At 59.0% G+C, this 25,566-nt stretch carries 24 protein-coding genes and 4 tRNA genes; 13 read left to right on the forward strand and 15 right to left on the reverse strand.

All coding sequences use genetic code 11. The features are described 5' to 3' along the window. Window positions 1-36: 36 nt before the first annotated feature. A tRNA-Val gene (locus FYJ43_RS05785) sits at window positions 37-111 on the reverse strand. Window positions 112-489: 378 nt separating this feature from the next. On the opposite strand from FYJ43_RS05785, the gene FYJ43_RS05790 reads away from it, so the two are divergent. The 4 genes from FYJ43_RS05790 to FYJ43_RS05805 all read left to right on the forward strand — a co-directional run bounded on the left by FYJ43_RS05790 (window position 490) and on the right by FYJ43_RS05805 (window position 1,706). Further along, window positions 490-562: transfer RNA gene (locus tag FYJ43_RS05790), tRNA-Gly, on the forward strand. Between the two features lie 28 nt (window positions 563-590). Continuing rightward, window positions 591-661, forward strand: a tRNA-Cys gene (locus tag FYJ43_RS05795). A gap of 1 nt (window position 662) precedes the next feature. After that, window positions 663-734 (forward strand) — tRNA-Val (locus FYJ43_RS05800). A gap of 216 nt (window positions 735-950) precedes the next feature. Then, a complete protein-coding gene (locus FYJ43_RS05805) occupies window positions 951-1,706 on the forward strand; it encodes a sirohydrochlorin chelatase (RefSeq protein WP_154562836.1) in 756 nt (251 codons plus the stop codon). 27 nt (window positions 1,707-1,733) lie between these two features. On the opposite strand, the gene FYJ43_RS05810 is transcribed toward FYJ43_RS05805, so the two are convergent. Then, window positions 1,734-2,585 (reverse strand): PPK2 family polyphosphate kinase, encoded by an 852-nt coding sequence (locus FYJ43_RS05810; RefSeq protein WP_154562838.1) that lies wholly within the window; start codon window positions 2,583-2,585, stop codon window positions 1,734-1,736. A gap of 106 nt (window positions 2,586-2,691) precedes the next feature. On the opposite strand from FYJ43_RS05810, the gene msrB reads away from it, so the two are divergent. The 3 genes from msrB (at window position 2,692) to FYJ43_RS05825 (ending at window position 5,055) form a co-directional block, all read left to right on the forward strand. Next, a complete protein-coding gene (msrB, locus tag FYJ43_RS05815; protein WP_154562840.1) occupies window positions 2,692-3,138 on the forward strand; it encodes a peptide-methionine (R)-S-oxide reductase MsrB in 447 nt (148 codons plus the stop codon). Window positions 3,139-3,256: 118 nt separating this feature from the next. Then, window positions 3,257-3,826 carry a DUF3000 domain-containing protein gene (locus tag FYJ43_RS05820; RefSeq protein WP_154563426.1) on the forward strand — a complete coding sequence of 190 codons (570 nt, stop codon included), beginning with the start codon at window positions 3,257-3,259 and terminating at the stop codon, window positions 3,824-3,826. Further along, a complete protein-coding gene (locus FYJ43_RS05825) occupies window positions 3,823-5,055 on the forward strand; it encodes an HRDC domain-containing protein (protein WP_326833381.1) in 1,233 nt (410 codons plus the stop codon). The genes FYJ43_RS05820 and FYJ43_RS05825 overlap by 4 nt, the downstream gene beginning before the upstream one ends. On the opposite strand, the gene dxs is transcribed toward FYJ43_RS05825, so the two are convergent. From dxs to FYJ43_RS05850, 5 genes are all read right to left on the reverse strand, one after another. After that, a complete protein-coding gene (dxs, locus tag FYJ43_RS05830) occupies window positions 5,050-6,942 on the reverse strand; it encodes a 1-deoxy-D-xylulose-5-phosphate synthase (protein WP_154562842.1) in 1,893 nt (630 codons plus the stop codon). The two genes, FYJ43_RS05825 and dxs, sit on opposite strands and share 6 nt — an antisense overlap. A gap of 264 nt (window positions 6,943-7,206) precedes the next feature. Then, window positions 7,207-9,873: an aconitate hydratase AcnA gene (gene acnA, locus FYJ43_RS05835; protein WP_154562844.1), complete on the reverse strand. Its 2,667-nt coding sequence runs from the start codon at window positions 9,871-9,873 to the stop codon at window positions 7,207-7,209. A gap of 140 nt (window positions 9,874-10,013) precedes the next feature. Continuing rightward, window positions 10,014-10,265, reverse strand: a complete 252-nt coding sequence (locus tag FYJ43_RS05840) for a DUF6767 domain-containing protein (protein WP_154562846.1) — start codon at window positions 10,263-10,265, stop codon at window positions 10,014-10,016. 1 nt (window position 10,266) lies between these two features. Then, entirely contained in the window at window positions 10,267-11,448 is a 1,182-nt protein-coding gene (locus tag FYJ43_RS05845; protein WP_154562848.1) for a class I SAM-dependent RNA methyltransferase, read from the reverse strand. A 30-nt stretch (window positions 11,449-11,478) separates the two neighbouring features. Beyond that, on the reverse strand, window positions 11,479-13,503 hold the full coding sequence (locus FYJ43_RS05850; protein ID WP_326833382.1) for an APC family permease: 2,025 nt from the start codon (window positions 13,501-13,503) through the stop codon (window positions 11,479-11,481). Between the two features lie 145 nt (window positions 13,504-13,648). On the opposite strand from FYJ43_RS05850, the gene FYJ43_RS05855 reads away from it, so the two are divergent. Further along, window positions 13,649-14,344 (forward strand): potassium channel family protein, encoded by a 696-nt coding sequence (locus tag FYJ43_RS05855; RefSeq protein WP_154562850.1) that lies wholly within the window; start codon window positions 13,649-13,651, stop codon window positions 14,342-14,344. 40 nt (window positions 14,345-14,384) lie between these two features. Beyond that, window positions 14,385-15,044: a potassium channel family protein gene (locus tag FYJ43_RS05860; protein ID WP_326833383.1), complete on the forward strand. Its 660-nt coding sequence runs from the start codon at window positions 14,385-14,387 to the stop codon at window positions 15,042-15,044. A gap of 91 nt (window positions 15,045-15,135) precedes the next feature. Here FYJ43_RS05860 and FYJ43_RS05865 read toward each other — a convergent pair whose 3' ends face one another. The 4 genes from FYJ43_RS05865 to FYJ43_RS05880 are packed head-to-tail and all read right to left on the reverse strand — an operon-like array spanning window position 15,136 to window position 17,283. Next, window positions 15,136-15,465: an OB-fold nucleic acid binding domain-containing protein gene (locus FYJ43_RS05865; RefSeq protein ID WP_407643729.1), complete on the reverse strand. Its 330-nt coding sequence runs from the start codon at window positions 15,463-15,465 to the stop codon at window positions 15,136-15,138. Between the two features lie 58 nt (window positions 15,466-15,523). Continuing rightward, window positions 15,524-16,252 (reverse strand): DUF3710 domain-containing protein, encoded by a 729-nt coding sequence (locus FYJ43_RS05870; protein WP_154562854.1) that lies wholly within the window; start codon window positions 16,250-16,252, stop codon window positions 15,524-15,526. 55 nt (window positions 16,253-16,307) lie between these two features. After that, window positions 16,308-16,766: a dUTP diphosphatase gene (dut, locus tag FYJ43_RS05875; RefSeq protein ID WP_154562856.1), complete on the reverse strand. Its 459-nt coding sequence runs from the start codon at window positions 16,764-16,766 to the stop codon at window positions 16,308-16,310. Beyond that, complete coding sequence (locus FYJ43_RS05880; RefSeq protein ID WP_154562858.1) at window positions 16,759-17,283, reverse strand: DUF3093 domain-containing protein; 525 nt, start codon at window positions 17,281-17,283, stop codon at window positions 16,759-16,761. Before FYJ43_RS05880 ends, dut begins: the two co-directional genes overlap by 8 nt. Before the next feature lie 41 nt (window positions 17,284-17,324). On the opposite strand from FYJ43_RS05880, the gene FYJ43_RS05885 reads away from it, so the two are divergent. After that, window positions 17,325-17,624 (forward strand): DUF4235 domain-containing protein, encoded by a 300-nt coding sequence (locus FYJ43_RS05885; protein ID WP_154562860.1) that lies wholly within the window; start codon window positions 17,325-17,327, stop codon window positions 17,622-17,624. A gap of 64 nt (window positions 17,625-17,688) precedes the next feature. Here FYJ43_RS05885 and FYJ43_RS05890 read toward each other — a convergent pair whose 3' ends face one another. After that, window positions 17,689-17,985: a DUF4193 domain-containing protein gene (locus tag FYJ43_RS05890; RefSeq protein ID WP_002513666.1), complete on the reverse strand. Its 297-nt coding sequence runs from the start codon at window positions 17,983-17,985 to the stop codon at window positions 17,689-17,691. Between the two features lie 211 nt (window positions 17,986-18,196). Here FYJ43_RS05890 and sepH point away from each other — a divergent pair, with 211 nt between their 5' ends. Continuing rightward, entirely contained in the window at window positions 18,197-19,228 is a 1,032-nt protein-coding gene (gene sepH, locus FYJ43_RS05895) for a septation protein SepH (protein WP_154562862.1), read from the forward strand. 153 nt (window positions 19,229-19,381) lie between these two features. Here the strand turns inward: sepH and FYJ43_RS05900 are convergent, their stop codons facing one another. From FYJ43_RS05900 to FYJ43_RS05910, 3 genes are read right to left on the reverse strand one after another with little or no spacing between them, the layout of a single operon-like run. Next, window positions 19,382-20,038: a thymidine kinase gene (locus FYJ43_RS05900; RefSeq protein WP_154562864.1), complete on the reverse strand. Its 657-nt coding sequence runs from the start codon at window positions 20,036-20,038 to the stop codon at window positions 19,382-19,384. Between the two features lie 12 nt (window positions 20,039-20,050). Next, a complete protein-coding gene (locus FYJ43_RS05905) occupies window positions 20,051-21,178 on the reverse strand; it encodes an alkaline phosphatase family protein (RefSeq protein ID WP_154562866.1) in 1,128 nt (375 codons plus the stop codon). Then, the gene (locus tag FYJ43_RS05910; protein ID WP_154562868.1) at window positions 21,175-21,837 is read right to left on the reverse strand and encodes a DUF5998 family protein; all 663 of its coding nucleotides are present in this window, start codon (window positions 21,835-21,837) and stop codon (window positions 21,175-21,177) included. Before FYJ43_RS05910 ends, FYJ43_RS05905 begins: the two co-directional genes overlap by 4 nt. Between FYJ43_RS05910 and FYJ43_RS05915 the strand changes: the two genes are divergently transcribed. Together FYJ43_RS05915 and FYJ43_RS05920 are read left to right on the forward strand one after the other, a co-directional pair. Then, a complete protein-coding gene (locus FYJ43_RS05915; RefSeq protein WP_326833384.1) occupies window positions 21,818-22,912 on the forward strand; it encodes an App1 family protein in 1,095 nt (364 codons plus the stop codon). The genes FYJ43_RS05910 and FYJ43_RS05915 overlap by 20 nt on opposite strands. Before the next feature lie 63 nt (window positions 22,913-22,975). Continuing rightward, window positions 22,976-25,498, forward strand: coding sequence for a DNA gyrase/topoisomerase IV subunit A (locus FYJ43_RS05920; protein WP_154562870.1), 2,523 nt, complete (start codon window positions 22,976-22,978; stop codon window positions 25,496-25,498). Window positions 25,499-25,566 lie beyond the last annotated feature (68 nt).

Consider the following 25,566-nt stretch of genomic DNA (forward strand, 5'->3'; position numbering starts at 1 on the left):
AGGGCTGCATGGATACCACGCAGCCCTCCATAAGACTGGTGGGCGATGCGGGGTTCGAACCCGCGACCCCTTCGGTGTGAACGAAGTGCGCTACCGCTGCGCCAACCGCCCGTGCTGGAGAAACTATGCCAGAACCGAGACCTCTTGTCCAAGCCGACGAGAGCATCACATGTTGCTGGTCGGCTACAAGGACGATCATCTACGAAAACGATTATCGCCGCATATTGCGCTGAGCCACGCAGCGAGTCTCAGCCAATCGGGTGTTATGCCCAGCCTTCCTCGTCAGGACCTCGGTTATCCATTCGCCACCCCGAGACCTGCGACACGCTACCCGCCATAAAATTCGATGTGACTAGGTGGGACACCTGGCTTCGTAGCGATCCAACCGGCTCGATTTGCATTGCCTCCAAGGCATCCTCTAGAGTTCTTTCTCGTCGCCCGGCAGGAACGACAAGGCGCGAAAGCCCTCAGAGATCCGCTGGACAGCATGCGGACGTGGCTCAGTTGGTAGAGCATCACCTTGCCAAGGTGAGGGTCGCGGGTTCGAGTCCCGTCGTCCGCTCGGAGAGGTCTTTCGGACCTATCCACGTGGTGGAGTGGCCGAGAGGCGAGGCAACGGACTGCAAATCCGTGTACACGGGTTCAAATCCCGTCTCCACCTCGGGCGGTTGGCGCAGTGGTAGCGCGCTTCCCTGACACGGAAGAGGTCGCCAGTTCAAACCTGGCATCGCCCACAACAAAGGTCGGCCGACGAAAGTCGGTCGGCTTTTTTACATCTCGCGTTAGTGACTTTGCCGCACCCCGTACGCCCATCTGTCCTACGGCGTCACGCCTGGAATGCACACCAGTTCACAGGCGCATTTTCGCCAACCCGGATCACCTATTCCGCTAAGGTAAACGGAAACGTGTAGGACTCATTGTCCTCAAAGATGGGGGAAGGAAGTGGTCCCATGGCTGCGCCGGTACTCGACCTCGTTCTCCCTGCGGTGTCCGAGGCTTCAGCAACCCTCATCGGTCAGCGGTTGCGTCAACGAATGTCGCATTTACATCCACATATTGAATCGACAGTGAGCTTCGTCCCAGATAAGGGCCGTTGCAAGGCGCCCCGCATCAAGCCGTCATGGAGTGAGTTGGTGCTGGTTCCCATCAGTGCCACCCATTTGCATTACAGCCCGCCGCAGCTGGCCCGGCATGCGGAGGACATTCATCGCACTCACCACGATCTGGCTATCCGTGTTGCGCGCCCCACCGGCCCGGCGCCAGCCCTTCTCAATCTCGTCGACGCGCGTCTTCGCCTGGCAGCACACCGAGTACATGCCCAGGAACTAGACTCCCTCGTTCTGTCGACTCCTGATGGTGGAGATCCTCGTGGAGCTGCCATGCTCTCCAAGTTGACCCGGCTATGGTCCCAGCACCATCACCTTCCGGTCCGTATCGCCACCAACAGCGGCGGTGCTACTGCTGTGGAAGAAGTCGTCACCCAATTGCGTCGGGAGGGGCGTCGCCATATTGCAGTGGGAAGCCTGTGGATCTGTGACGACGAAACCTTCCGCGCACACACCCATCGTGCCCTTCATGCTGGAGCTGAAGTGGTCTCCGCGCCGTTAGGCGACGACCCTATACTTGCAGCCCTCGCCTTCGAGCGCTATTGCTCGGCAGCAATGGGGTTAGTATCTGAGCCGATTGACGACGTCGCCCCGGAATAATAGGCGGGTTGAAACACCGGCGATGCTTCACGCCTGGCTGAGGCGTTGTTTTTCCTCCTCAACGTCAAAGTCGGCAGGAGGCCAGGTAAGCTTCATCGAACGCATGGTCTCGAGCAGGATCCGGCCTACCGCCCAATTGCGGTACCATTTGTGGTCTGCGGGAATGATGTACCACGGTGCGACGTCAGGATTGCACAGACTTAGCACGTCGTTGTAAGCATCCATGTAGTCAGACCACTTGGAGCGAGTATCAAGGTCGGACGGGTTGTACTTCCAATATTTTGCGGGATTATCCAGACGAGCTTCGAGCCTCTCCTTCTGGGTTTGCGGAGAAATATGCAGAAAACACTTAATGATGTTGTAGCCGTTAGCAACGAGTTCCAGTTCAAACTCGTTAATAATGTTGTAGCGTTCCTTCCACACCTTTTCCTCGACGAGGCTGTCCACTCTGGCTACCAAGACGTCCTCATAATGAGAGCGATCAAAGACACCTAGCATCCCGGGCTCAGGCAAGGCTTTGCGGACCCGCCACAGAAAATCATGCTCGAGCTCCTCATCAGTAGGAGCTTTGAAGCTGTGATGGTGAATTCCCTGCGGATCAACCAGACCAAAGACATGACGAACGACGCCACCCTTACCTGCGGTGTCCAGGCCTTGAAGGACGACGAGCACCCGACGGGCCTCAGGGTTGCTACGACCACGAGCAAATAGCCGCTCTTGCAATTCAGACAGCTCTTCTGCCATCGGCTCGAATTGTTTCAGAGTCTTATCTTTATCTCCCGGAGCCTCCGGAGTAGCGCCAGTGTCGATCGCGTTGATGTCAACAGGGGCCTGCGGGCAACGCAACACATCAGATAGTCGAAGCGAATCTTTAGCCATGATCGTCCTTTCTCCCTACGCTCCCCCATCCTGCCGTAATACAAATGACGACACCTGCTTTATCGTTTCATCACATACGGAGAGATTCGCCGGAGCGGAGGAGATCATGAACGACGAGCACACCACATCACCGGACCTGCAACCTCGCCTGGTGCTAACCCCTGATCAGTGGCGCGAACGTCTCAGCGACGAGGAGTACCACGTCTTACGCGAATCGGGGACTGAGGCTCCGTTCGTTGGCGAGTACACCGACACCACCGCCGAGGGCGTGTACCACTGCCGAGCATGTGGAGCCGAGTTGTTCCGTTCTACCCATAAGTTCCATTCCGGCTGCGGTTGGCCTTCGTTTTTCGCGCCGCTGGCTGAAGACCGCGTGCGGTACCTCAAGGATGAGTCCATTCCTGGCCGTCCACGAACCGAGGTCAGGTGTGCCCGCTGCGACTCCCACCTTGGCCATGTTTTTTCCGGCGAGGGCTTCGATACCCCGACTGATATGCGGTACTGCATTAACTCCATCTGCCTGGATCTGGAGCTGAGCGATCAACCCGAGTGACGACACCATTACTGGGAATCGAAACCCTCAACCTCATCCCCATAGATCCACGGTGCGCGGCGCGTCGAGGAAGCACTGTCACTGCCAGCCCCCATAACCTGAAGGGGTGATTCGGCAGATGTATCCCGTAGCTTTCGACGAGCTGCGTTCCCGGATCCTCGACTATTCGTGGTCTGACAAACTCGAAGTCCGTGAGATCCCCGCTCCTACCCGCGTCTCACCGTTCTCGGTGGCAATCGAGGGCTCGGTTTCCATCAGGGGAGACGAGCTCGGTAGCGGACGTCTCATTTTGTTGCACAATCCCTCCGGTTCTGATGCGTGGGAGGGAACCAGCCGCTTCGTCGCCATGATCCGCGCTGACGTCGATCCGTCCATGGCTTCTGACCCGCTTGTCGGGCATGTCGCGTGGTCATGGCTTACCGATTCGTTGACATCCCATTGTGCCGTCTTCCACGCCGAAGCTGGCACCGTCACCTCAGTTGTGAGCCGGCCTTTCGGCCGACTTGCGGCGGACCCCGAGTCCAACCACATTGAGTTGCGCGCCTCATGGACACCGGTCTTGTCTGCCACTGAGGACGTCGACTCTCATTTGGCATCGTGGAGCGATCTATGTCTGCTGTCGTGCGGGATTTCTCCGGCCCCCGACGAGATCGCCACTATCCCTCCCCGACGGGCTAAGCTCGCGTGAACGATGTGCCGATCCTCGCCGAACCTCGCGAGGGAGTGCCGCCGGTCGTTAACTCTCGTGAAGGCCTAATACGCACCTGTCAGGCCCTCCGTCATGGCCACGGACCAGTCGCCATCGACACTGAACGTGCTCACGGGTTTCGCTATAGTCCCCGAGCCTGCCTCATCCAGTTGCGCCGAGAGGGATCGGGAACTCACCTTGTCGATCCCCTCGCGCTCGGTGGAGCTATCGGCCTCAAACCACTCGCCGACGCACTGGCTGGAACTCAGTGGATTCTCCACGCGGCCCCCCAGGACATGCCCTGCCTTGCTATGGATGATTTACGCCCTAGTGACCTTTTTGACACTGAATTGGCAGGTCGCCTTCTCAACCTACCAAGGGTCGGATTAGGACCGATGGTCGAGCGTTATTGTGGTGTAACTCTGCTGAAAGAGCACTCCGCCTCTGATTGGTCGCGTCGACCAATCCCCCATGATTGGTTGGTGTACGCAGCTCTTGACGTCGAACTCCTCAATGATCTCAAAGACAAGACCCTCGAGGATCTTCGCAACACCGGAAAACTAGAGTGGGCTCGTCAGGAATTCGCCCACCTTGTTGAGGTCGCCGCAGGCTTGCCCAGTGAGGAACCGGGCGTCAATCCGAAGCGTTGGCGCAGGATCAGCCATATCGGTGATATTCGCAGTCGGGCTGGACTGCAATTAGCGCATGATTTGTGGCTAGCGCGAGAGAATCTTGCCCACGACCTCGACATTGCACCCGGTCGTGTGCTCCGTGACGACGTCTTGATAGCTGCGGCCCGTCGCTGCGACCGCACCGTCAACGTTGATGCCAACACAATCCTGGCCATGAAAGGATTTCGCCACAGGGAAGCAAAAAAGCACCGCTCAACGTGGGTCGATGCAATCAATCACGCACGGGGCGTATCGCCGCAGCAGTACCCGCCGTTGCGAGAGCCATCCTCGGCTATCCCCCATCCCCGCTCATGGCAGCACCATCACCCGAAGCAGGCGGCGCGGTGGTCGGCCGTCAGACCAGCCGTCAACGACGTGGCCGCTCAGTATGACGTTCCTCCCGAAAACCTCTGTACACCAGCATGGCTGAGGCAGTTTGCCTGGCAGCCTCCCGAGGACTGTTCAGTCCAAGGGGTCGACGCATTTCTGGCTGATCTCGGCGCACGGCCATGGCAACGAGAGATTCTCTCCGATGTGCTGTCCACAACGGCGCTATGAGTCTCGGCCTCCTGTGCGTCCCTCGTCACCCAGTTGGGCCATGAACTCTCTGACAGCTTCAGCAATCCCCTGAGCGTCTAGACCAAGCTCAGACATGATCGCCGAGCGCGAATCGTGATCGAGGTAACGCTGCGGGATTCCGAGATTGCGTATCGGACGCCACACACCTCGCTGCGACAGCACATCAGCCAGGTGAGATCCAAGTCCGGAAATAACCAGCCCATCCTCGACGCTGACGATTGCGCGAGCCTTCGTGGCCTCCGCTATGAGCCCCGTGCACACGGGCAAGGACCACCTCGGGCTGACGACGCGAATCGGGACGTCGAGTTGCTCTGCCGCAGTGAGGGCCTCGGCGCACAGCTGACCGTGTGCCACAAGAAGAATCCCGTTCTCGGGACCCTCACGCAGTACGTCGAGGCCATCATGGGACGCGACAACACGAATATCGTCGGGCATCGGGTCCTTGGAATACCGGATGACAGTTGGACGATCGTCAATGTCGACAGCCTCGTTGAGTACGGACACAAGGTGCTGACGGTCCCGCGGGGCCGACAGCATGAGGCCAGGGACAATGCCGCACATCGCCAGATCCCACATGCCGTTGTGAGATGCGCCGTCGGTTCCAGTGATACCAGCCCGGTCCAGCACTATCGTCACACCCGCGTGGTGTAAACCGGCATCCATGAGGAGTTGGTCAAAAGCGCGATTGAGGAAGGTGGAATAGAGGGCTACGACCGGGTGTAGGCCTGCAGCGGCCATGCCAGCAGCAGACGTGACCGCATGCTGTTCAGCGATGCCGACATCGAGAACTCGATCGGGGTGACGGGCTGCGAACGGCGCTAGGCCGACAGGATGAAGCATGGCCGCGGTCACGCCGACAATGTCAGGACGCCTCTCCCCCAGCTCAACCATGGTGCCAGCAAAAGCCTGAGTCCACGAAGCGCCACCGGATGCCTTGAGTGAGGCACCGGTAACTGGGTCGATCTTTCCGACCGCGTGGAAATGATCCTCCTCATTCGCCTCGGCAGCAGCAAATCCCTTGCCCTTGGTCGTCATGACGTGGACGATGACGGGATGGCCGTAACGCTTGGCAAGTTCGAGGGCTCGTTCGACAGAGGAAACATCGTGACCATCAACCGGGCCGAGGTACTTGATACCAAGATCGGAAAAAATCCCATTGCCGATGAGCGCGTCTTTGACACCCGCTTTTGCAGCGTGCATCAGACCAAATACCTGTTTGCCGAGCGGCTTGTCAGTGACGTGCCGCTTCATCCGGTCGAGAGCCTCCTCATAGTGAGGATCAGTGCGGATAATGGCAAGCTGGTTGGCCAGACCCCCCACCGTCGGAGTGTACGAACGACCGTTGTCATTGACGACGATCACCAGATGGAGGTCTTGTTGATCAGCGATAGAATCCAGCGCTTCCCACGCCATTCCCCCCGTCAATGCTCCATCGCCAATGACGGCGACAACGGTGCGGTCTTCTCCCCGAGAGAGAAATCCCTTAGCCATGCCCTCAGCCCATGACAACGAGGTCGAAGCATGGGAGTTTTCCACCCAATCGTGCGCAGATTCCGCGCGACTGGGATACCCAGAAAGCCCGCCACGTTGGCGCAGCTTCTCAAAACCGTTGGCGCGCCCAGTCAAAATCTTATGGACGTAGCTTTGGTGTCCAGTGTCAAAGATGATGGGGTCGTGGGGAGAGTCAAACACCCGGTGCAGGGCGATCGTCAACTCGACGACGCCCAGATTCGGCCCAAGGTGGCCACCCGTACGTGACACCTTGTCTATAAGAAAGGTACGGATTTCCTCGGCGAGGTCCTCGGCCTGCTCAATGGTGAGTTTCCTCACATCGTCGGGACAGCCGATGTCGTCGAGAAGAGCCATACGTGCCATCTTAGGACCTCCCCCGGTGACACGGGGTCTGCTTAGCGCTCGGTTTCGCCTCACGCTCACTATCTAGAGCAGCTTGCGCCCGAGCGTGGGTAGGGCCGCATCCCTCACACCGCTTCAGGAAGACGGATCCCCAGACGGAGGTTCAGCCAGCCGTAATGGCTAGAAAGCCACGCGCGCAGCGCCCCAGGGGAAAGGCGAGACACGCTTCACAACACAACGAGGGGCGGGAACCCTCCCGCCCCTCTCGTTCGTCCGTCAGCTCTGCGCCATATTCCTCAACACATACTGCAAAATGCCCCCGTTGAGGTAGTACAGCCGTTCCCCTGGGGTGTCGATGCGCACGACCGCGTCGAATTCGACAGCCTTACCGCCGACGGCCTTGACGTGGGCCGTCTCCGGGATCGTCTCGTTGATCTTATCGACACCGGTAATCTCGAACGTCTCCTCGCCGGTCAGGCCAAGCGAAGCGGCTGACTGGCCTTCAGGGAACTGCAGCGGCAAGACACCCATTCCAATGAGGTTGGAGCGGTGGATGCGCTCGTAGCTTTCAGCAATGACCGCCTTGACGCCGAGCAACTGGGTGCCTTTGGCAGCCCAGTCTCGGGACGACCCAGACCCATATTCCTTGCCGCCCAAGACGATCAACGGGATACCCTGATCGCGGTAATTCACCGAGGCGTCGTAAACCGTGGTGACGGGTCCATCAGCCCTGGTGAAATCGCGCGTGAAACCGCCTTCCGTGCCTGGGGCAAGTTGATTACGCAACCGAATGTTGGCGAAGGTTCCGCGCATCATGACCTCGTGGTTGCCACGACGGGAGCCGTAGGAATTGAAGTCGCGACGCTCGACGCCGTGACCGGCCAGCCACTGGCCTGCCGGTGAATCGGCCTTGATATTGCCCGCAGGCGAAATGTGGTCGGTTGTGACCGAATCGCCCAGCTTGAGCAGCACTCGGGCCCCGGTAATGTCGCCGACCGGCTCCGGCTCAGCCTTCATACCGTCAAAGATGGGCAGTTTGCGCACGTAGGTAGACGCCGGATCCCAAGCGAAGGTCTCGCCCTCTGGAGTGTCAAGTTCCTTCCAGCGCGGGCCACCATCGAAGACGTCAGCGTAGCGCTCGGTATACATCTCAGCGGAGATAGACGATCCAACGATCTCCTCAATCTCCTTGGTGGAGGGCCACAAATCAGCCAAACGAACCTCACGACCATCCGACGTGGTCGCGAGAACGTCGTTATTGAGGTCGATATCCATCGTGCCGGCAATCGAGTAGATGACGACCAGCGGTGGGCTCGCTAGGTAGTTCATCTTGACGTCGGGACTAATGCGACCCTCGAAGTTGCGGTTACCAGACAGCACAGCTGTGACGGCAAGATCATTGCCGTTAATGGCGGCCGAGACTTCAGGAATGAGCGGGCCGGTGTTGCCGATACACGTAGTACAGCCATAGCCGACAAGGTCGAATCCCATAGCGGCGAGGTGTTCAGAAAGCCCTGCGCGTTCAAAGTAGTCAGTAACAACCTGGGAGCCCGGGGCCAGCGACGTCTTGACCCACGGCTTCGGAGCCAGGCCCAACTCGTGAGCCTTCTTGGCGACGAGACCGGCAGCAATCATGACGCTCGGGTTTGACGTGTTGGTGCATGAGGTGATCGCGGCCACCGTCACGGCGCCGTTGCGTAACTCGAAAGAGCGGCCGTCGGCCAAGGTCACGGGAACGGCTGCATCCGGGTTCGTGGTGTAGTCACCAACAGTTTTCTCGAAGGATTCCTTAGCCTCGGAGATGAGGATGCGGTCCTGTGGGCGCTTCGGGCCCGCGATAGAAGGCTTCACTGTCGAAAGATCGAGCTCCAGGTATTCGGAGTACTGGGGCTCACGCTGCGGGTCGTGCCACATCGTTTGCGCCTTGGCGTAGGCCTCGACGAGCTTGACCTGGGACTCGTCGCGACCAGTAAGGCGCAGGTAATCGAGGGTGACATCGTCGATCGGGAAAACAGCGATGGTCGAGCCGTACTCAGGGCTCATATTGCCCAAGGTGGCGCGGTTCGCCAGCGGCACAGCAGCGACACCGGGGCCATAAAACTCGACGAATTTGCCAACAACCTTATGCTCGCGCAGCATCTGGGTAATTGTCAGAACGAGGTCGGTAGCAGTAACGCCATCGGGCAGTTCCCCAGAAAGTTTGAAGCCGACCACACGCGGAACCAACATAGAGACGGGCTGACCAAGCATGGCAGCTTCGGCTTCAATACCACCGACGCCCCAGCCGACGACACCTAAACCGTTGACCATGGTGGTGTGTGAGTCGGTGCCCACACAGGTATCGGGGTACGCGACCTTGGTACCGTCCTCGTCGCGGACGAAGGTCACCCGAGCGAGGTGTTCAATATTGACCTGGTGAACGATACCGGTACCCGGCGGGACGACGCGGAAGTTCTCAAAAGCACTCTGCCCCCAACGCAGGAACTGGTAGCGCTCACGATTTCGCTGGTATTCGATGTCCTTGTTCTGCTCAAAGGCTTCCGGAGTCCCGAAACGCTCAACGATGACAGAGTGGTCGATGACCATCTCCGCCGGGGATAACGGGTTGACCTTGCGGGGATCACCGCCGAGGTCTGCGACGGCTTCACGCATCGTCGCCAAATCGACAATGCAGGGCACACCGGTGAAGTCCTGCATGATGACGCGGGCCGGAGTGAACTGGATCTCCTTGGACGGCTGAGCGTCGGCGTCCCAATGCCCCAACTCAGCGATCTGCTCAGCAGTGATATTGGCACCGTCCTCAGTGCGCAACAAGTTCTCAAGGAGAACTTTGAGGCTGTACGGGAGGTTGTCGGAACCGTCAATCTTGGTGATGTCGTAGATCTCGTAGGATTGGCCGTCGACGTCGAGGGTTCGCCTCGCGTTGAAGCTGTTGACACTCATGTGGACTCCTGACTGGTGGATGCAGACCTCATCATCTCGCGTCGAGTTCCGCTCATGTGGCAGAACAAGGTATCTTGACGTCAAGATACCTTGTTACAAAGCCCATCCCAACTAAGGGAACACTTAGTTAGCGTTGACCATTAGTCGACCCCCTCAAGTCGGGGATCCGTGCCCAACTCATCATCCTCAGCGATAGCCACAAGATTCGTTTCAGGCGGTGTGCTTACCTTCGCCCGCGCCGCACTCCTCGACTTCGCAAGCTCATCTCGTAAGGCATCGTCGCCCATGACGAGGTACACCAATCCGCAGTCTTGAGGGCCAGTCACGTACAGCTGACACAAACTGCACGGATCCCCAGGGCGCAACGGACATTTCGGAACTGGACCTGCCATCTCAGACCTTCGGTTCTAAAACCGCAACGGCTTCAACGTGGTGAGTCATCGGAAAGACGTCAAATGCGCGAATTGAGCGCGGCGCATAGCCGTAACCGTCAAATAAGCGCACGTCGCGAGCCAGAGCGGCCGGATCACAGGCGACATGAGCGATCGCTCGGGGAGATGTCCGTGCTACAGCTTGGATGACAGCCTTACCCGCACCCTTTCGAGGCGGATCGAGCACCACTATATTGGCCTTAGTCGACATCCGGGGCAGCACCCGCTCCACACGCCCAGCGGTGAAACGGCCACCAGGTACGTTGCGTCGGGCCAGTGCCACCGCCTGACGCGACACCTCAATACCTCGAACTCGAACTCCGCGGTCTGCCAGTAGCCCCGCAAAGAGTCCAACACCGCAATACAGATCGAGCGCCTCGTCACCTTGATGGGGATTCAAGCCTTCGACGACCGCATCTGCCAACGCTTCAGCAGCCCCGGGATGAACCTGCCAGAAACCTCCGGCCCCAACCTTCCACCGGCGCTGGCCAACATGGGCTGTCATCGTTTCGCCGCCAGAAACGAGTTGCCCATCTGCAATGACGCTTACTTCTGGATCCTCCGTAAGGCAGCTGGTCACCATGACGATTGCTTGCTCAGCCGTCCGACACGCAGTTTCAGCAGCAGCACGCCCTGCCGGGTGCGCAATCGGGCAACCCCCCTGGGGAACCTGAACCAGGTCATGGCTGCGATGACGCCGCAGGGCTGGACGTTGGTTGAGGCTGCGATATTGCATACGCGTACGCCAACCCAGACCGTCAGAGGATCCGTCAACAGCCTCCACCTTGCCCGACCACGTGATGCCAGCGAGACGGCTGAGTTGCTCGGCAACAACACGCCGCTTGAGTTCGCGTTGAAAACTGACGTCGACGTGCTGAAAGTCACACCCACCGCATTCTCCCGCCACTGGGCATGGCGCATCGACGCGATGCGAATCGGCCGAGATAATGTCGACGGCGTGCCCAAACCAGTGCGAGGCCTTCGACGTATCGGTCAGCCGGACTCGGACCTTCTCGCCCGGTAACGCACCGCGGACGAAGACAACTCTGCCGTCGAGACGCGCCACGCAGTACCCACCGTGGGCGATATTGCCCATAACAAGATCGACCTCACCGGTCTGGGACGCATCAACGCAGTTCTGCATTTGCCCAAGTCTAAGACCGTTGGTGCCATATCAGTGCCGTGGAGCGATGGTTGCGCCGGGATCCCGCCATAACCGGGGATCGTTGCGCTTCCACCGCTTTTCACGAATCGCCGAGCTACGCAACTGATACGGCACCGAAGAGATCAGCACACCAGGCATAAAGTGCAGCCGAGCACGCACGACGAGGGCCGTCTGGTTGTGCAGAAAGTGCTCCCACCAGTGGCCGACGACGTACTCGGGAATGAACACTTCGACCATGTCGCGCGGATTCTCACTGCGGATACGGCGAATATGGTCGATTAACGGGTTAGTAACCTCGCGGTATGGGGAAGCGATGATTTTCAGAGGGATGTCAATGTCCTCCTCATCCCAGCGCTCTAGCAAGCGCTCTGTGACGTCGGGATCGACGTCGACGATAACGGCCTCCAGGAAGGTAGGGACAGTAGCCTTCGCGAATTGGATAGCCCTCATCGTCGGCTTGTTGAGGTCCGAAATCATAATCACGGCATGAACCCGCGAAGGTAAGGCACGGTCTGACGGGCTGTTGAGCTCCAGCTCTCGGGCCACCGAGGCGTAGTGCTTTTTGATAGACGTCATGAGTACGTACACCACAGCCATGGCGATGAGCGCTAGGTAAGCACCGTGGATGAACTTCGACGCCAAGATGATGAGCAGCACGACACCGGTGCCGACTAGCCCAATACCGTTAATAATCCTGGAGTGCTTCCACCGACGACGTTGCTTCACCCCGGCTGAGGTATCGGTACGCAGTAGGCGTGTCCAGTGGCGCATCATGCCGGTCTGACTCACCGTAAAAGAGATAAAGACGCCGACAACATAAAGCTGAATGAGGGCCGTCACAGACGCGTTGAATGCCAACACCAGGATGATGGCACCGATAGCGAGGGTCACGATGCCATTGGAGTAAGCCAACCGGTCGCCGCGAGCATGGAGACGCCGTGGCAAGAATCCGTCACGGGCAAGGATCGAACCCAACACCGGAAAACCATTGAAAGCGGTGTTGGCAGCCAGGAACAAAATAATCATCGTGCAGACGATCATGATGTAAAAGCCCGGCTTGAAGGAATCATAGAAAACGGTGCGCGCCAGCTGGCCAACCACTGTCACCTGATCTTTAACGACGTGTCCATGAGTGTCGACGAGGTGAGACTCCCCCGTCATATCGAACATCTTGACGCCAGTGACATTGGCCAGGACCAGAATCCCCATCAACATTGACACGGCGATGCCGCCAAGCATGGCCAAAGTCGTGGCGGCATTTTTTGACTTCGGTTGCCGGAACGACGGAACGCCATTCGAGATTGCCTCGACCCCCGTCAAAGCGGCACAGCCCGACGAGAAGGTGCGCGCCATAAGGACAACGAAGGCGACGCCGACTAAGCCGGTGTATTTAGGATCCCCGACAACAGTGAAGTTCGCAGTTGGCGCACGAAGATTATCTCCTAGGACGAAGATCCTCGTCATGCCCCATACCACCATGCACATCACTGAGATCATGAAGGCATAGGTGGGGACAGCGAAAAACGTTCCTGATTCCCTCACGCCTCGCAGATTCATGGCGGTGAGGATGGCAATAACGACCGCCGCCGTCAGCCCTTCATGCCCGGCGAGTCCGGGAATCATCGCTTCGGCGTTTTGGACACCTGACGATACCGAAACAGCCACCGTCAGCACGTAGTCAACGAGAAGCGCGCTGGCAACCACAAGACCGAATCGGGGACTCAGATTAGCTGTTGCGACCTCATAATCACCACCGCCGGAAGGGTAGGCATGTACCGTCTGTCGGTAACTCATGACCACAATAAGCATGACCAGAGCAACGGCAATACCGATCTTCCACGAAAACGCGAACCCAGAAGCACCTGCCAAGGACAACGTAATAAGAATCTCGTCCGGAGCGTATGCCACGCTGGAGAGCGCGTCGGAGGCGAATACCGGCAGGGCGATCCGCTTTGGTAGGAGGGTCTCGCCCAGCGCACTGCTCTCGAGCTTGCGCCCGATGAGCACCCTTTTGACGGCTTGGAAAACCTTCACGACGGGCCACTCTACTTGCGAGAAGCATCATCGGCACGTCGCCAGCATTGTCTGATCCGGTAACCTCATAGACGTCGGTCCAGGGGACGCCTTCATATGGGACAGGCTCACCAGAACGCGACACGCACCGACAACCACGACACGGATGGGTGCCATCGCCACCCAGGAGAGGGGTCACGTGCACATCGTCATTATGGGATGCGGCCGAGTTGGATCAAGCTTGGCCATCCTATTGGAGAAGCGCGGGCACGACGTGTCAGTTATTGACATCGACGAGAACTCGTTTCGCCGTCTAGGACCTGACTTCAAAGGACGGACAGTCAAGGGGGTCGGATTCGACCGATCAGTACTCGAAAAAGCTGGGATCCGGGACGCTGACGGATTCGCTGCTGTGTCCAGCGGCGACAATTCGAACGTCCTGTCCGCCAGGGTGGTCCGCGAGGAATTCGGCATCGACAACGTCGTCGCCCGTATCTATGACCAAGGCCGAGCCGAGGTCTATGAGCGGCTCGGGATTCCTACGGTCGCTACCGTCCGGTGGGCCGCAGATCAAGTGCTACGCAGCCTCATGCCGGAGGGATCTGAGCCGGCCTGGCGCGATCCATCCGGACAGGTGCGTTTGATTCGCGTCAACACCCACACCGACTGGGTCGGAATGAAGATCTCCGCAATTGAGAACCGCATCCACACTCCTCTGCCATTTCTATTGAGATTTGGTCAAGGTATGGTCCCCGACGGGTCTACCTTGCTTCAGGACGGCGACGTCGTCTACGCCGCCGTAGAGGTGGAGCGAATCACCGAAATCGAGGGCCTATTAGCCAAGCCACCGGTCAAGCGTTGATCGTCACGGACGACGCTATTTACCCGAGGCAAGGAGAATCGTGAGAATCGTCATCGTTGGAGCCGGCAACGTCGGCCGATCCATTGCCCGTGAGCTGACCGCCCATGGGCACCAGATTTTACTCGTCGACAAAAACCCGAAAGCTATGAAGCCGGACACCGTCCCGGAAGCTGAGTGGCTGTGCGCGGATGCCTGCGAGCTGGCTACCTTAGAAGAAGCCCGCCTCGACAACTGCGACATTGCTATTTCGGCCACTGGCGATGACAAGGTTAATCTGGTGCACTCCTTACTTGCGAAGACTGAATTTGGGGTGCCTCGGACAGTTGCTCGTGTCAATCACCCCGGTAACGAGTGGATGTTTGATCAGGTGTGGGGCGTCGACGTTGCTGTCTCGACCCCGCGACTCATGGCCGCCCTTGTAGAGGAGGCCGTCACCGTCGGCGAGTTGGTACGTTTGTTTACGTTCCAGAAGGGACGCGCGAACCTTGTCGAACTCACCCTGCCCGACAATTCACCCCGAGTTGGCGACCGCATCCGAGATATCTCAATGCCAGGCGACGCCGTTTTAGTCGCCATCATCCGCGATGGCCAAGGCCGGGCACCCGAACGCGAGGCTGCTCTGGAGGCCGGTGACGAGTTGCTCTTCATGGTCTCACCCAATTACGAACCCGACCTTGTTGACCTGCTAGCGCCACGCTGACGACGTCTGACGCTTTCCGAGCCGTCGCTCTTTTCTCGGGCCTTGTCTCAGGCTCAGGGCGGCGGGCTGTCAACGGCCCGCCGACTGCCCCTCAGTCGGGAAGAACCGTGTACCGAGGGTTGTAGATAACCCGTCGTCCGCCAGCCTCAGTAATCATTCCCTCAACGCTCAGGCGTCGCCCAGCGCGCAAACCGGGAATACGCCGACGCCCCATCCAGATGAGAGTCACGGCACCGGTCCCGTCCCTGAGCTCCGCCTCAAGCCACCGATTGGTGCCCCGCGGGTTGAGGGTCAGCACCTCGATGCGCCCCTGGAGGGAGGCGCGAGTACGCAACTTCGCCTCGGCAATCGTCGAGACTCCCGCATCAAGACTGGAACGCTGCAGATCGTCGTCAACGAGGTCCTCGTTGGACGCAACCATACGGTGCAGCACCCGGCGAAGCCTCGACTCGTGGTGAGGATCGTCGCCTTGAACCATGTCAGGACTCCTCTGGACGCAAACCGTCAGGCACCTTCAGTGGAATGACGTCACCAGGGACGCGCGGGCTATCGTCACGACGCACCACGAGGTTGCAAAAGAACTCCAGCAGCAACTGTCCGGTGGAGTCGAGCTTGTCGCCCAGCGCCGACTCCCCCATAAGGACACCGCGCAGCAACCAGCGCGGCCCCTGGGCCAACCAGGTGCGCGAGACGTGGTAACCGTCTTCACCGTCGGGGCCCTTCATCGGAACGATACGGCGCAACTCGGCACCCATCGGGCCTGGACCGACATTGGCTTCGCCCCCCTGACTCGCGGTGCCGCGCACCATCTCTTCGTGGACTTCGTCGATCATGAGAGTCGAAGCGGGCGCGGCGAAAAGCGCAACCTCGATGGCTGAATTTCCCTGGACAACGAGCAGACTCTGGACGGCACCTGTGGTCTGGTCCAACTGGATCTGCATCTGCATGTTCTCAAATGGGGTGACGATGAGGGAGCCGAAGTCAATGCGCTCAACGTCGTCAGCGTCGAGATCCACCTCGTCAATATCGAAAGGCCCATCCTCACGGTCGAGGTTGATTCGATAAGCAGAGGTGTCTTTTTCCTCGCCATGCTCATCCTTCTCAGGGGGCTCCGTGGCGTCGAGGTCGTCAGGAGCCTCCTCAGTAGTCTCGAGCTGTTCGTCGATAACTTCCTCGACGTCGTCGTTGCGCTTCTTGCGACCGAACATTGTGTCCTTCCTCGACCGACACTGTGGTGTCAACAAATGCAGTCTAAAATGAAGTCTATCCGTCAACCGGGGGCATACCGGAAACGCCGGTCGAACCGTAGCCTCCCTGCCCACGCTCGGTCTCGTCGAGATCCTCGACTAACTCGAAAACAACGTGTGCTACTGGGACGACGACGAGCTGAGCGATCCTGGAACCAGCATCTAGATGCACCGAATCTCGCGGATCGGTATTGACGAGCAGCACGTTGATCTGCCCGCGGTACCCGGAATCAATCGTTCCAGGTGAATTGACAATCGACAGTCCATAACGCGCAGCTAGCCCCGACCGCGGGTTCACGAATCCCACATAACCGTCAGGAATTGCAACACGCACTCCCGTCGCGACCATCGCTCGCTCCCCTGGAGCCAAATCGACATCGTGACGGCAGGTGAGGTCAGCACCGGCATCACCGGGCATGGCGTATCGGGGCATCGCCTCGGGGTCTGCCACAGTCGGCACAACGACATCAGCCATGATGATCCTCCATAGAGTTCGGAGAAGTCTCCTTGGACCTAGACGGGAACCCCACGACGTACTCGGACACGACAGCGGCGAGTTTCTCTGGATGCCGTGTACTGACGATCCATGCTTGGTGGGGATCAGCAGGATCAGCGAGCCTCAGCACAAGCCCAGATCGAATCCATGGCCGTGTCACCAAAAACGACCCCACCTGGTGACTGGATCGCATGACTGAGTTCATCGTCGTGGCGTCCATACCTCGCACCCGATCGACCCAACACCACTCGATCCAGGAACGGCCAACACCGAATCCGTCGTCAGTGACCACAATCCGCACACTTCCAGCTTTGAGGAAAGCTGCAACCACCGCGACGACGATAATGACGGCCACAATAATCCCCGTGGTCAGGCTCGTCCACGCGCCCACCGCGACGATGAGTGACACCGCTACCGCCGCACCAATAAGCCACCATGACAACGGTGCCCAGAGTCTCTCAGAGTAGACCACTGATCCTGAAGGGAAATTCACCATCACAGACTAGTCGACGAGCCAGCACACCATATGATGACAGCATGATCCCAGAAAAGATCCTGTGGAAGGTTTACGCCGGAGCCCTCGGCGCGGTCACCACCATCGTCAGCCAGAAGGTCGTCGAGGGCGTGTGGAAATACGTCACTGGCGACGACGAAACCCCTCAGCCCGACGACCCAGAGGTGTCAACCACGAAGGCACTGTCGTGGGCTCTAGCTAGCGGCATCGGCATTGCCGGATCGCAGCTGCTCATGCATCGTTTCGTCAACAAGCGCTGGATGAACTTCAGCTCGGTTAACCCCATCACCGGTAAGAACATTGGCAATGACAGCGACGACTGATCGCCTTCCCTCATGACAGCAATGGCCCCCGTCCATACTGGGCGGGGGCCATTCGCGTAAGAACTCACACGCAATCGACGCAGTAGAACTGCCCGTCACGCTCCTCAGCTAGCTGGGACCGTCCTTTAACGAGAAAGCACGATGCGCAGGTAAATTCGCCAGATTGACGAGGCAGAACACGAACCGTCAATTCCTCGTGGGAAAGATCAGCACCAGGCAACTCGAAAGCTTCGGCAGCCTCGACTTCGTCCTCATCGACTTTGCCGGAGTTTTTATCGTTGCGCTGGTTCTTGAGCTCCTCAATGGAGTCCTCACTGACCTCCTCATCGGTCTTACGCGGAGCGTCATAATCGGTAGCCATGGTCACCTTCCAGTAAGGACTCGAGACGTCGTCAACCCGTCGTGAGACGAGATGCGACCGCACAACATTCGCCCCCTTGTGTATCACACCTGTCAAATCAACAGACAGCGCGCATTGGCATCTGGGCGGTACCATCACGCCAGAAGGCAGTAAATTTGGTGACTCACACAGCCAAACCCCGGCCGCCAAGGTCCGGGAGGGAAGGTGGACGATGGACAGCGCTCTGAGCCCCCGCGAGATTCAATCGCGGATCCGTTCCGGGGCCACTGTCGAGGAAGTGGCCGCTGAGGCGGGCGTCGGCGTCGATCAGGTGGAACCATTCGCGGTGCCGGTCCTTGCCGAGTTGGACCACATCATCGAGGTTGCTATGACGTGCCCGGTGCGCCGTGCTGGGGCACCCGGATCCCATCGCACGCTGGGCACCGTGATCGCCCGAGTCGCCAAAGCCAACTCGATCCCTGACGAGAAGATCGCCTGGCGGTCCTGGCGTCACGAGGACCGTACCTGGGCGCTGGAAGCGCATTGGCCGGCCTCCGAAGAGGGCGCTCCCGACGCCGCAACCTTCCGATTTGACCTCAAGGGACGGCATACCTCTCCCGAGGATGCCGGTGCGCGGTGGCTCGTCAATGATCGGTCCCCAGCCCCAGCCGAGCCCCTACCTGAGGGAGCTCCCGATCCCGACCAGGAGCCGACCCTCGACCTCAATGACGAGCTGGCGATCGTGCGGGCTGTCAGCAACCGCCAGCGCCACAGCTCTGATCCTGAGACTGTCGCTGGGATGACGAAGCACGACGGTGTCTATGACTTCGACTCCTCCTCGCCAGCCGACATGGACATGCTCTACGAAATGTTGGCCGGTTTCCAAGAAGACTCGGTGAACATTTATGAGGGCCTCGATACCCCGGTCCTTGATGCCCCGTCTTCTTCTGACGCTAGCCAGAGCCCTGAGCCAACAGAGGATGCGTCGCACGACGACGAGAAGCCGAAGAAAACCGGGGAGGACCAGTCACCTGTCCCCTCACGCCCAGCAACCGATTCACCGTCTTCCACACGCCAGGCCACGACGTCGGCACCACGCACCAAGACCTCATTGGCTCACGCTGATACTGACACTCCACAACAGGATGCTCTCGTCGAGGAAGGCGAACGCCCCCGCAAGAAACGCAAACCGCGTAAATCAAAGCGGGCGTCAATCCCGTCCTGGGATGAGATCATGTTTGGTGGCCCAACCCCACACGCCTGAGACTCCCGACACCGGCAGGTCTGCACTGCGTGACCGCGATCCCAATACCGCTACACAGTCTGAGCCGCTCCATAATCTCAGTCGCTACACAATTCAGCACTGAATACAATCAGGCGCGATACAGAGTACAATCAGGTTCGATACTGAGTATGGTTAGGACTCTGACCCATCAAAAGGTAAGGTCTGTTCCGAGAGGGTCGCCCTGGAAATCTCCCCGGTGATCCCCTGACGGTGATGACGTCGGCACAACACCTCGTAATGGATCTCTGATCCGCCACCGACGTCTCCGACGCCGACTTGGTCACCCTCACGCACCATCACGCCATCGACGATTCGGGCATTATGGGTGGCGGGACGACCGCACCAGCACAACGGCGAAACCGGGGGTTCTACGACCCGGTCGGCCAGCTCAACGAGACGCTTCGAGCCGGGAAAAAGCTCCGTCCGAAAATCAGCTAGGATTCCGAAACAGTAAACGTCGATTCCTAAATCATCGACGACCCGTGCCAGTTGGTCAATTTGTTCGGGCCGATAGAACTGGGCTTCATCGCAGATGAGGTAGTCAATTCGTCCCCCTCGACTAAGGCGCGCGACGACGTCTTGGTAAAGGTTCAAGGCACCAGTGACCTCAACAGCCTCGACACTCAATCCAATCCGCGAGGTGATCCGAGCACCACCGGAGCGGTCATGCATGGCGTATCGGACTCCTTGGCGATCGTGCGCCGACTGCGCATGATCCATTTGCAATGCCAGAGTGGACTTTCCGGAGTCCATCGGCCCGGTATGGAAAACGAGCTCAGCCATCCTCATCCCTCACAGACCTCATCCCTCACAAATCTGTGCCAGCAACGGAACTCGCATTTCACAGCGCGTAAGCGACCCGTGCATGCCAACCAGGGTGAGCTCTTTTGGCGTAGCCCGACTCATGATGGCCCAGTCGCTACGAGTGATAGCGAGGACATCGCCGAACCGGGACCGAGTGGATGCGTCTACGCGTCCAAAAAGGCCAGCCGCAACGGCGTGGTCGCCGATCACGATCTGAGCGCGATCTCCGAGCACTCGCTGCCATCGCTGTGCGACATCGTCGGGATGGCGGGTGTAAATGTGACGGAATCGGGGCTCACCGGCTAGTAAATCGACGTCAGCAAGCAATCCGCCCTCATCCTCAACCATGACGCGATGATCACCGGGCACGTCGATCATGCCGTGGTCAGCCGTGACGACCAGCACCGTTCCAGGGTCAAGCTCGTCGAGGAGGGCACCCACAAGGTTGTCAACCCACATGAGGCGCGACCGCCATGCTGACGACTGCCATCCTTCGCCATGCCCAACGTGGTCCAAGGAGCGTTCATAGACGTACGTCAATGAAACGTCACCTGAGCGAGAGGCTCGCACAGTCTTGTCGACGCGTTCATCCACGTCGTCCTCGTCGTGAATAGGAATGAATTGCGGCCCGCGTAAACTCGCGCGCGTTAATCCTGATCGCTGAAACCGTGCTGGGCCGACGCTGCTCACCGTCACTCCCGCCGCGACAAGCGCCTCGAACGCCGTGGGATGGGGCTGGATGATTTCCGGGTCATCCCCATTTGCCCAGCTGAGGGCGTTCATGGCTCGACCAGAGGGCGCACGAAATGTGTATCCGGCGACGCCGTGACGTCCGGGCACCGTACCAGTGCCAATGCAGCTCAACGAGGTCGCCGTCGTTGAGGGCACCTGGCACGTCAGATCGTGACACTTCTGCATGTCCGACAGAATTGGGGCAAGATGATAAAACTGCTCAAGGTTGTCTCGCCCCATTCCATCGACTAGCAGGAGGACGTACCGCGTCGCGTCAGGAAGCCCTAGGCCAGCCGGACCTTCGCCCAGGAGCGCCCGACCCATCGCGGGCACCAGATGAGAAAGCGTCTTAGGACCAGGTGACGTGAGGTCGGAGGCGAGTGCGAAACTCATCGGGCTGTCCCCGTAACGGCCTGCATTCTTGTCGCGAATGCCATCAAACGGTCAACTTGGTCGGGACCATCGGCCGCCGGGCTCATTCTGATGACGATATCGTCTCCGCTGAACGTTCCGGTGTAACCATGGTCTGCGGTACACAAGGGATCTGCGCAGGTGGCAGGTTCAAGTTCAATTCGCGAGACGGCACCCCATGTCATTTGGAGCCAGGTTTCGACTGTCTGTGACGAGGGGTCTGTACCGAATCGGTCAGGGTGCTGCACGACGCGTGTAAGCACCACCGAATTCACGTGAGATAGCGGAATGGACTCGCTAGACGTCACCGCTTGCAACTGTCCTGCCTCAGCGCGCTCGTCAGTGTGGCCGATCAACATTCGGGTCGCAGTGCGCAAGATCACGGTGAGGTGACGATGAACCTCGTCGTTGTCAAAAGTCGCCTCAAGGTGTAGCAGGTGGTCGAGAACGTCTTCCCCCGCCAAAGACGTCTCAGCAACATCAATAACCAGCTCAGGGAAAAATCCGCACGACTGGATCTCAGCTGCTAGGGCAGCCGGCAGAGGAGTTCGGGCTTGATCGACAGACTGACTCACCGCCCCATCGTCCCACGATGAAGCCTGATCCAGTAATCTCCAAGACATGTCGAACCGCCCGTTCATCGGAGCCCGAGTTGAGGATGCCGTTCACAGGCGTCTCAACACGACACTGCGCAAACGGGGCTGGGTGCCGCGCGTCATCGGGTATCGCAGTTATGGATCGGCTACCCATGTGCGTGTTCTGGGGCGAGTCATTCTGACTAGTCCGCCTGGACGCAATCTCGAGCAGGAGCTTCAGCCAGACCGGTCTCCGTTGACTCGCCGAAATTTGTTGTCCATTGAATTACTGTCGCAGCGTGGTTGGCGCAACTTCCTCGGCTTACCCGCGCCTGGCACAGAAGTGGTTATCGACGTCAACGGTGAGAAAATCACGGTGCAAGCAGACCGCGCAGGATATGTCGATGTGCGCGTCAAGAACCACGGTTTGCAGCCAGGCTGGCATGAGGTCACCTTGTCGACGACCGGTGACACCGCGACTGCCAAGGTACTCGTCGTGTCCCGGAATACCCGCTTCGGCATTGTTTCAGATATTGATGACACCGTCATCGCTACGTCCCTGCCCCGATCCCTTATCGCGGCGTGGAACTCTTTCGTGCTCACCGAGCAGGCCCGCAAATCCATTCCTGGGATGGCACGGATGTACCAGCAGCTTCTAAAACGGCACCCAGACGCCCCGGTGGTCTATGTATCGACCGGCGCGTGGAATACCTACCCATTCCTGGTGCGGTTTCTCGCCCGGCACGGATATCCGCAAGGACCTTTGCTGCTGACAGACTGGGGGCCGACGAACACCGGATGGTTCCGTTCTGGGGTGGATCACAAGCGCACCGCTTTGCGCGAGTTAGCTCGCGACTTTCCTGACATCGAATGGGTCCTTGTCGGTGACGACGGCCAGCATGACATTCGAATTTACTCAGAGTTCGATGAACTCCAGCCTGGCCATACTAGGGCCATCGCCATCCGTGAGCTTTCGACGACCCAGCAGGTCCTTGCCCATGGCACGACAACTGTGCTGGAGGACCGCCATCGAGTGCAGTGGACCCCCGAATCTGCGCCACTCGTCCATGCTCCCGACGGCGATCAGCTCGCTCCGCTCCTTGACACGGTGCTTGGTCACGAAGGTCGCCCCAAGCTCTAATATGCAGTTTTCGCGCCGATCGACCAAAATGGGTCCTTAGCGCGTGCTGCTATGGAGGTAACGATGGCCAAAAAGACGGTGGACGACGACTTCACCGAGAACATCATCGACGTCGACGTCTCCCGCGAGATGGAGAATAGTTTCCTGGAGTACGCCTATTCCGTCATCTACTCCCGCGCCCTGCCTGACGCCCGTGACGGGCTCAAACCCGTTCAGCGTCGCATCCTTTACACCATGGGTGACATGGGGGTACGCCCTGATCGTCCTCACGTGAAGTCCGCTCGCGTTGTCGGCCAGGTCATGGGCCAGTTACATCCTCACGGTGACGGCGCCATTTACGACGCTCTGGTTCGCACCGCCCAGCCCTGGGCGATGCGCCTACCCCTCGTTGACGGCCACGGCAACTTCGGCTCCCTCGACGCCGGTCCTGCGGCCATGCGTTACACCGAATGTCGGATGGCCCCGCCAGCTCTGGCCATGATTGAGGGACTCGACGAAGACACCGTGGATTTTGAGCCCAATTACGATGGCAAAGAACATGAGCCGTCGGTGCTTCCAGCCGCGTTTCCGAACCTTCTCGTCAACGGAGCATCTGGCATTGCCGTGGGAATGGCCACTAACATTCCCCCCCATAACCTCGTCGAGGTCATCGCAGCCCTACGCCATATGCTCGACCACCGTGACGCTGGCCTTGACGATGTCATGAAATTCATTCCGGGGCCTGATTTGCCTACTGGAGGACGGATTATTGGCCTGAATGGCGTTGCTGACGCCTACCGCACCGGCCGAGGGTCCTTCAAAATTCGCGCTACCGCTCGTATTGAGAAGGTTTCTCCACGCAGACGCGGTATCGTCGTCACCGAGTTGCCGTATATGGTTGGCCCGGAGCGGATTATTGACCAAATTAAGACCTTAGTTCAGGCAAAGAAGATCACCGGAATCTCCGATGTTAAGGACCTTACTGACCTTGCTAACGGCACCCGTTTGGTCATTGAGGTAAAGAATGGGATAAACCCCGAGGCCCTGCTAGAACGGCTTTACAAGCTCACTAAGCTAGAGGATTCTTTCTCGATTAATGCAGTCAGCCTGGTGGAGGGACAGCCTCGCACCTTGGGTCTGGTCGACATGTTGCAGGTCTACCTGGACCACCGCCTCAACGTCACGCTACGGCGCACACATTTCCAGCTCAATAAGGCCAAAGACCGGCTGCACCTGGTCGAAGGCCTCCTACTGGCCATTGTCGATATTGACGATGTTATCGCGATCATTCGCTCCTCTGACGACGCTGCAACCGCCCGCACGCGACTCATGGACTCCTTTGGTCTAGACGACATGCAGGCCAATTACATTCTGGATATGCAGCTACGGCGCCTGACCAAATTCTCCACCATTGAATTAGAATCCGAGCGTGATGACCTGCGTGAACGCATCGACGGGCTAACGCTCATCGTCAATGACGAGGCCGAATTGCGTCGAGTCGTGTCCAGGGAGTTGGCCGACGTATCGTCCAAGTACGGCACTCCGCGTCGCACGGTACTGTTGGGAGCGGCACCGTCAGTTGCGGCGGCATCAGCTCCCCTTGAGGTGCCGGACGCCCCATGTTGGGTTCTACTGTCCGCGACTGGCTTGGTGGCTCGCATCGATACCGACGACTGCCTTCCCTCTGACGGGGATCGCGCCAACCACGACGTCATCATCTCAACCGCCCGCACCACCGCCCGCGGTGATTTCGGCATCATCACAAGTGCCGGTCGCCTGGTGCGCGCCCACGCTATCGACCTCGCTAGCCTGCCGATGACCGCGACTGCACCGTCGGTAGCTGGTGGCACCCCGCTGACCGACCTGGTCGGCTTAGAGAAGGGCGAACGGGCTCTCGCCGTGACGAGCCTGTCAGAAGAAGGACCGTCCTTGGCTCTTGGCACCCGAAACGGCATTGTGAAGAGGGTCAACCCTGAATTACTCGGTAAGGACAGCTGGGATGTCATCAGTCTCAAAAATGGTGACGAGGTCGTCGGTGCCGTTGAGATAGGTGACGACAACGTCGAATTGTGTTTCATCACCCAAGGCGCTGCCCTGCTGCATTTCCCTGCATCTGCTGTGCGCCCACAAGGGCGCTTGGGCGGCGGTGTCGCCGGTATTAAGGCTAAAGATCCAGTGATTTTCTTTGGCGCAACCCCCGGCCATGGATCGTCAGTAGTGACGGTAGCCGCGTCCTCTCCCTCGGCCGCAGGCAAGGAGCCAGGCTCGGTGAAAGTGACTCCTCTCGACCAGTACCCATCCAAGGGTCGAGCCACCGGCGGCATGAGGTGCCAGCGGTTCCTCAAGGCAGAAACGGCCCTCGTCCTGGCCTGGGCGGGACCCGATCCGGTGGTGGCCTGTGCCGCATCCGGGGTGCCTCTTTCCCTGCCAGCACCCACTCTGCGACGAGACGGGTCCGGCGACCTCGGACGACAACCGATTCTGGCTGTCGGAACTCGGCGTCATGGGGCTAATGAGAATGATCCACTACCCAACGAACCGAGCGATGTCGATAGCCCATCACCTAATGATGAATCACTCGGCACCCAGCCCGATCTGTTTAGTTAATCGGCGTCGCTATAGCTTGCATACACCGACGACAGGAAAACCCAGGCCGACACGCTGAGGCTATGGCA

This window comes from Cutibacterium porci (genome assembly GCF_009696315.1).
GTDB lineage: Bacteria > Actinomycetota > Actinomycetes > Propionibacteriales > Propionibacteriaceae > Cutibacterium > Cutibacterium porci.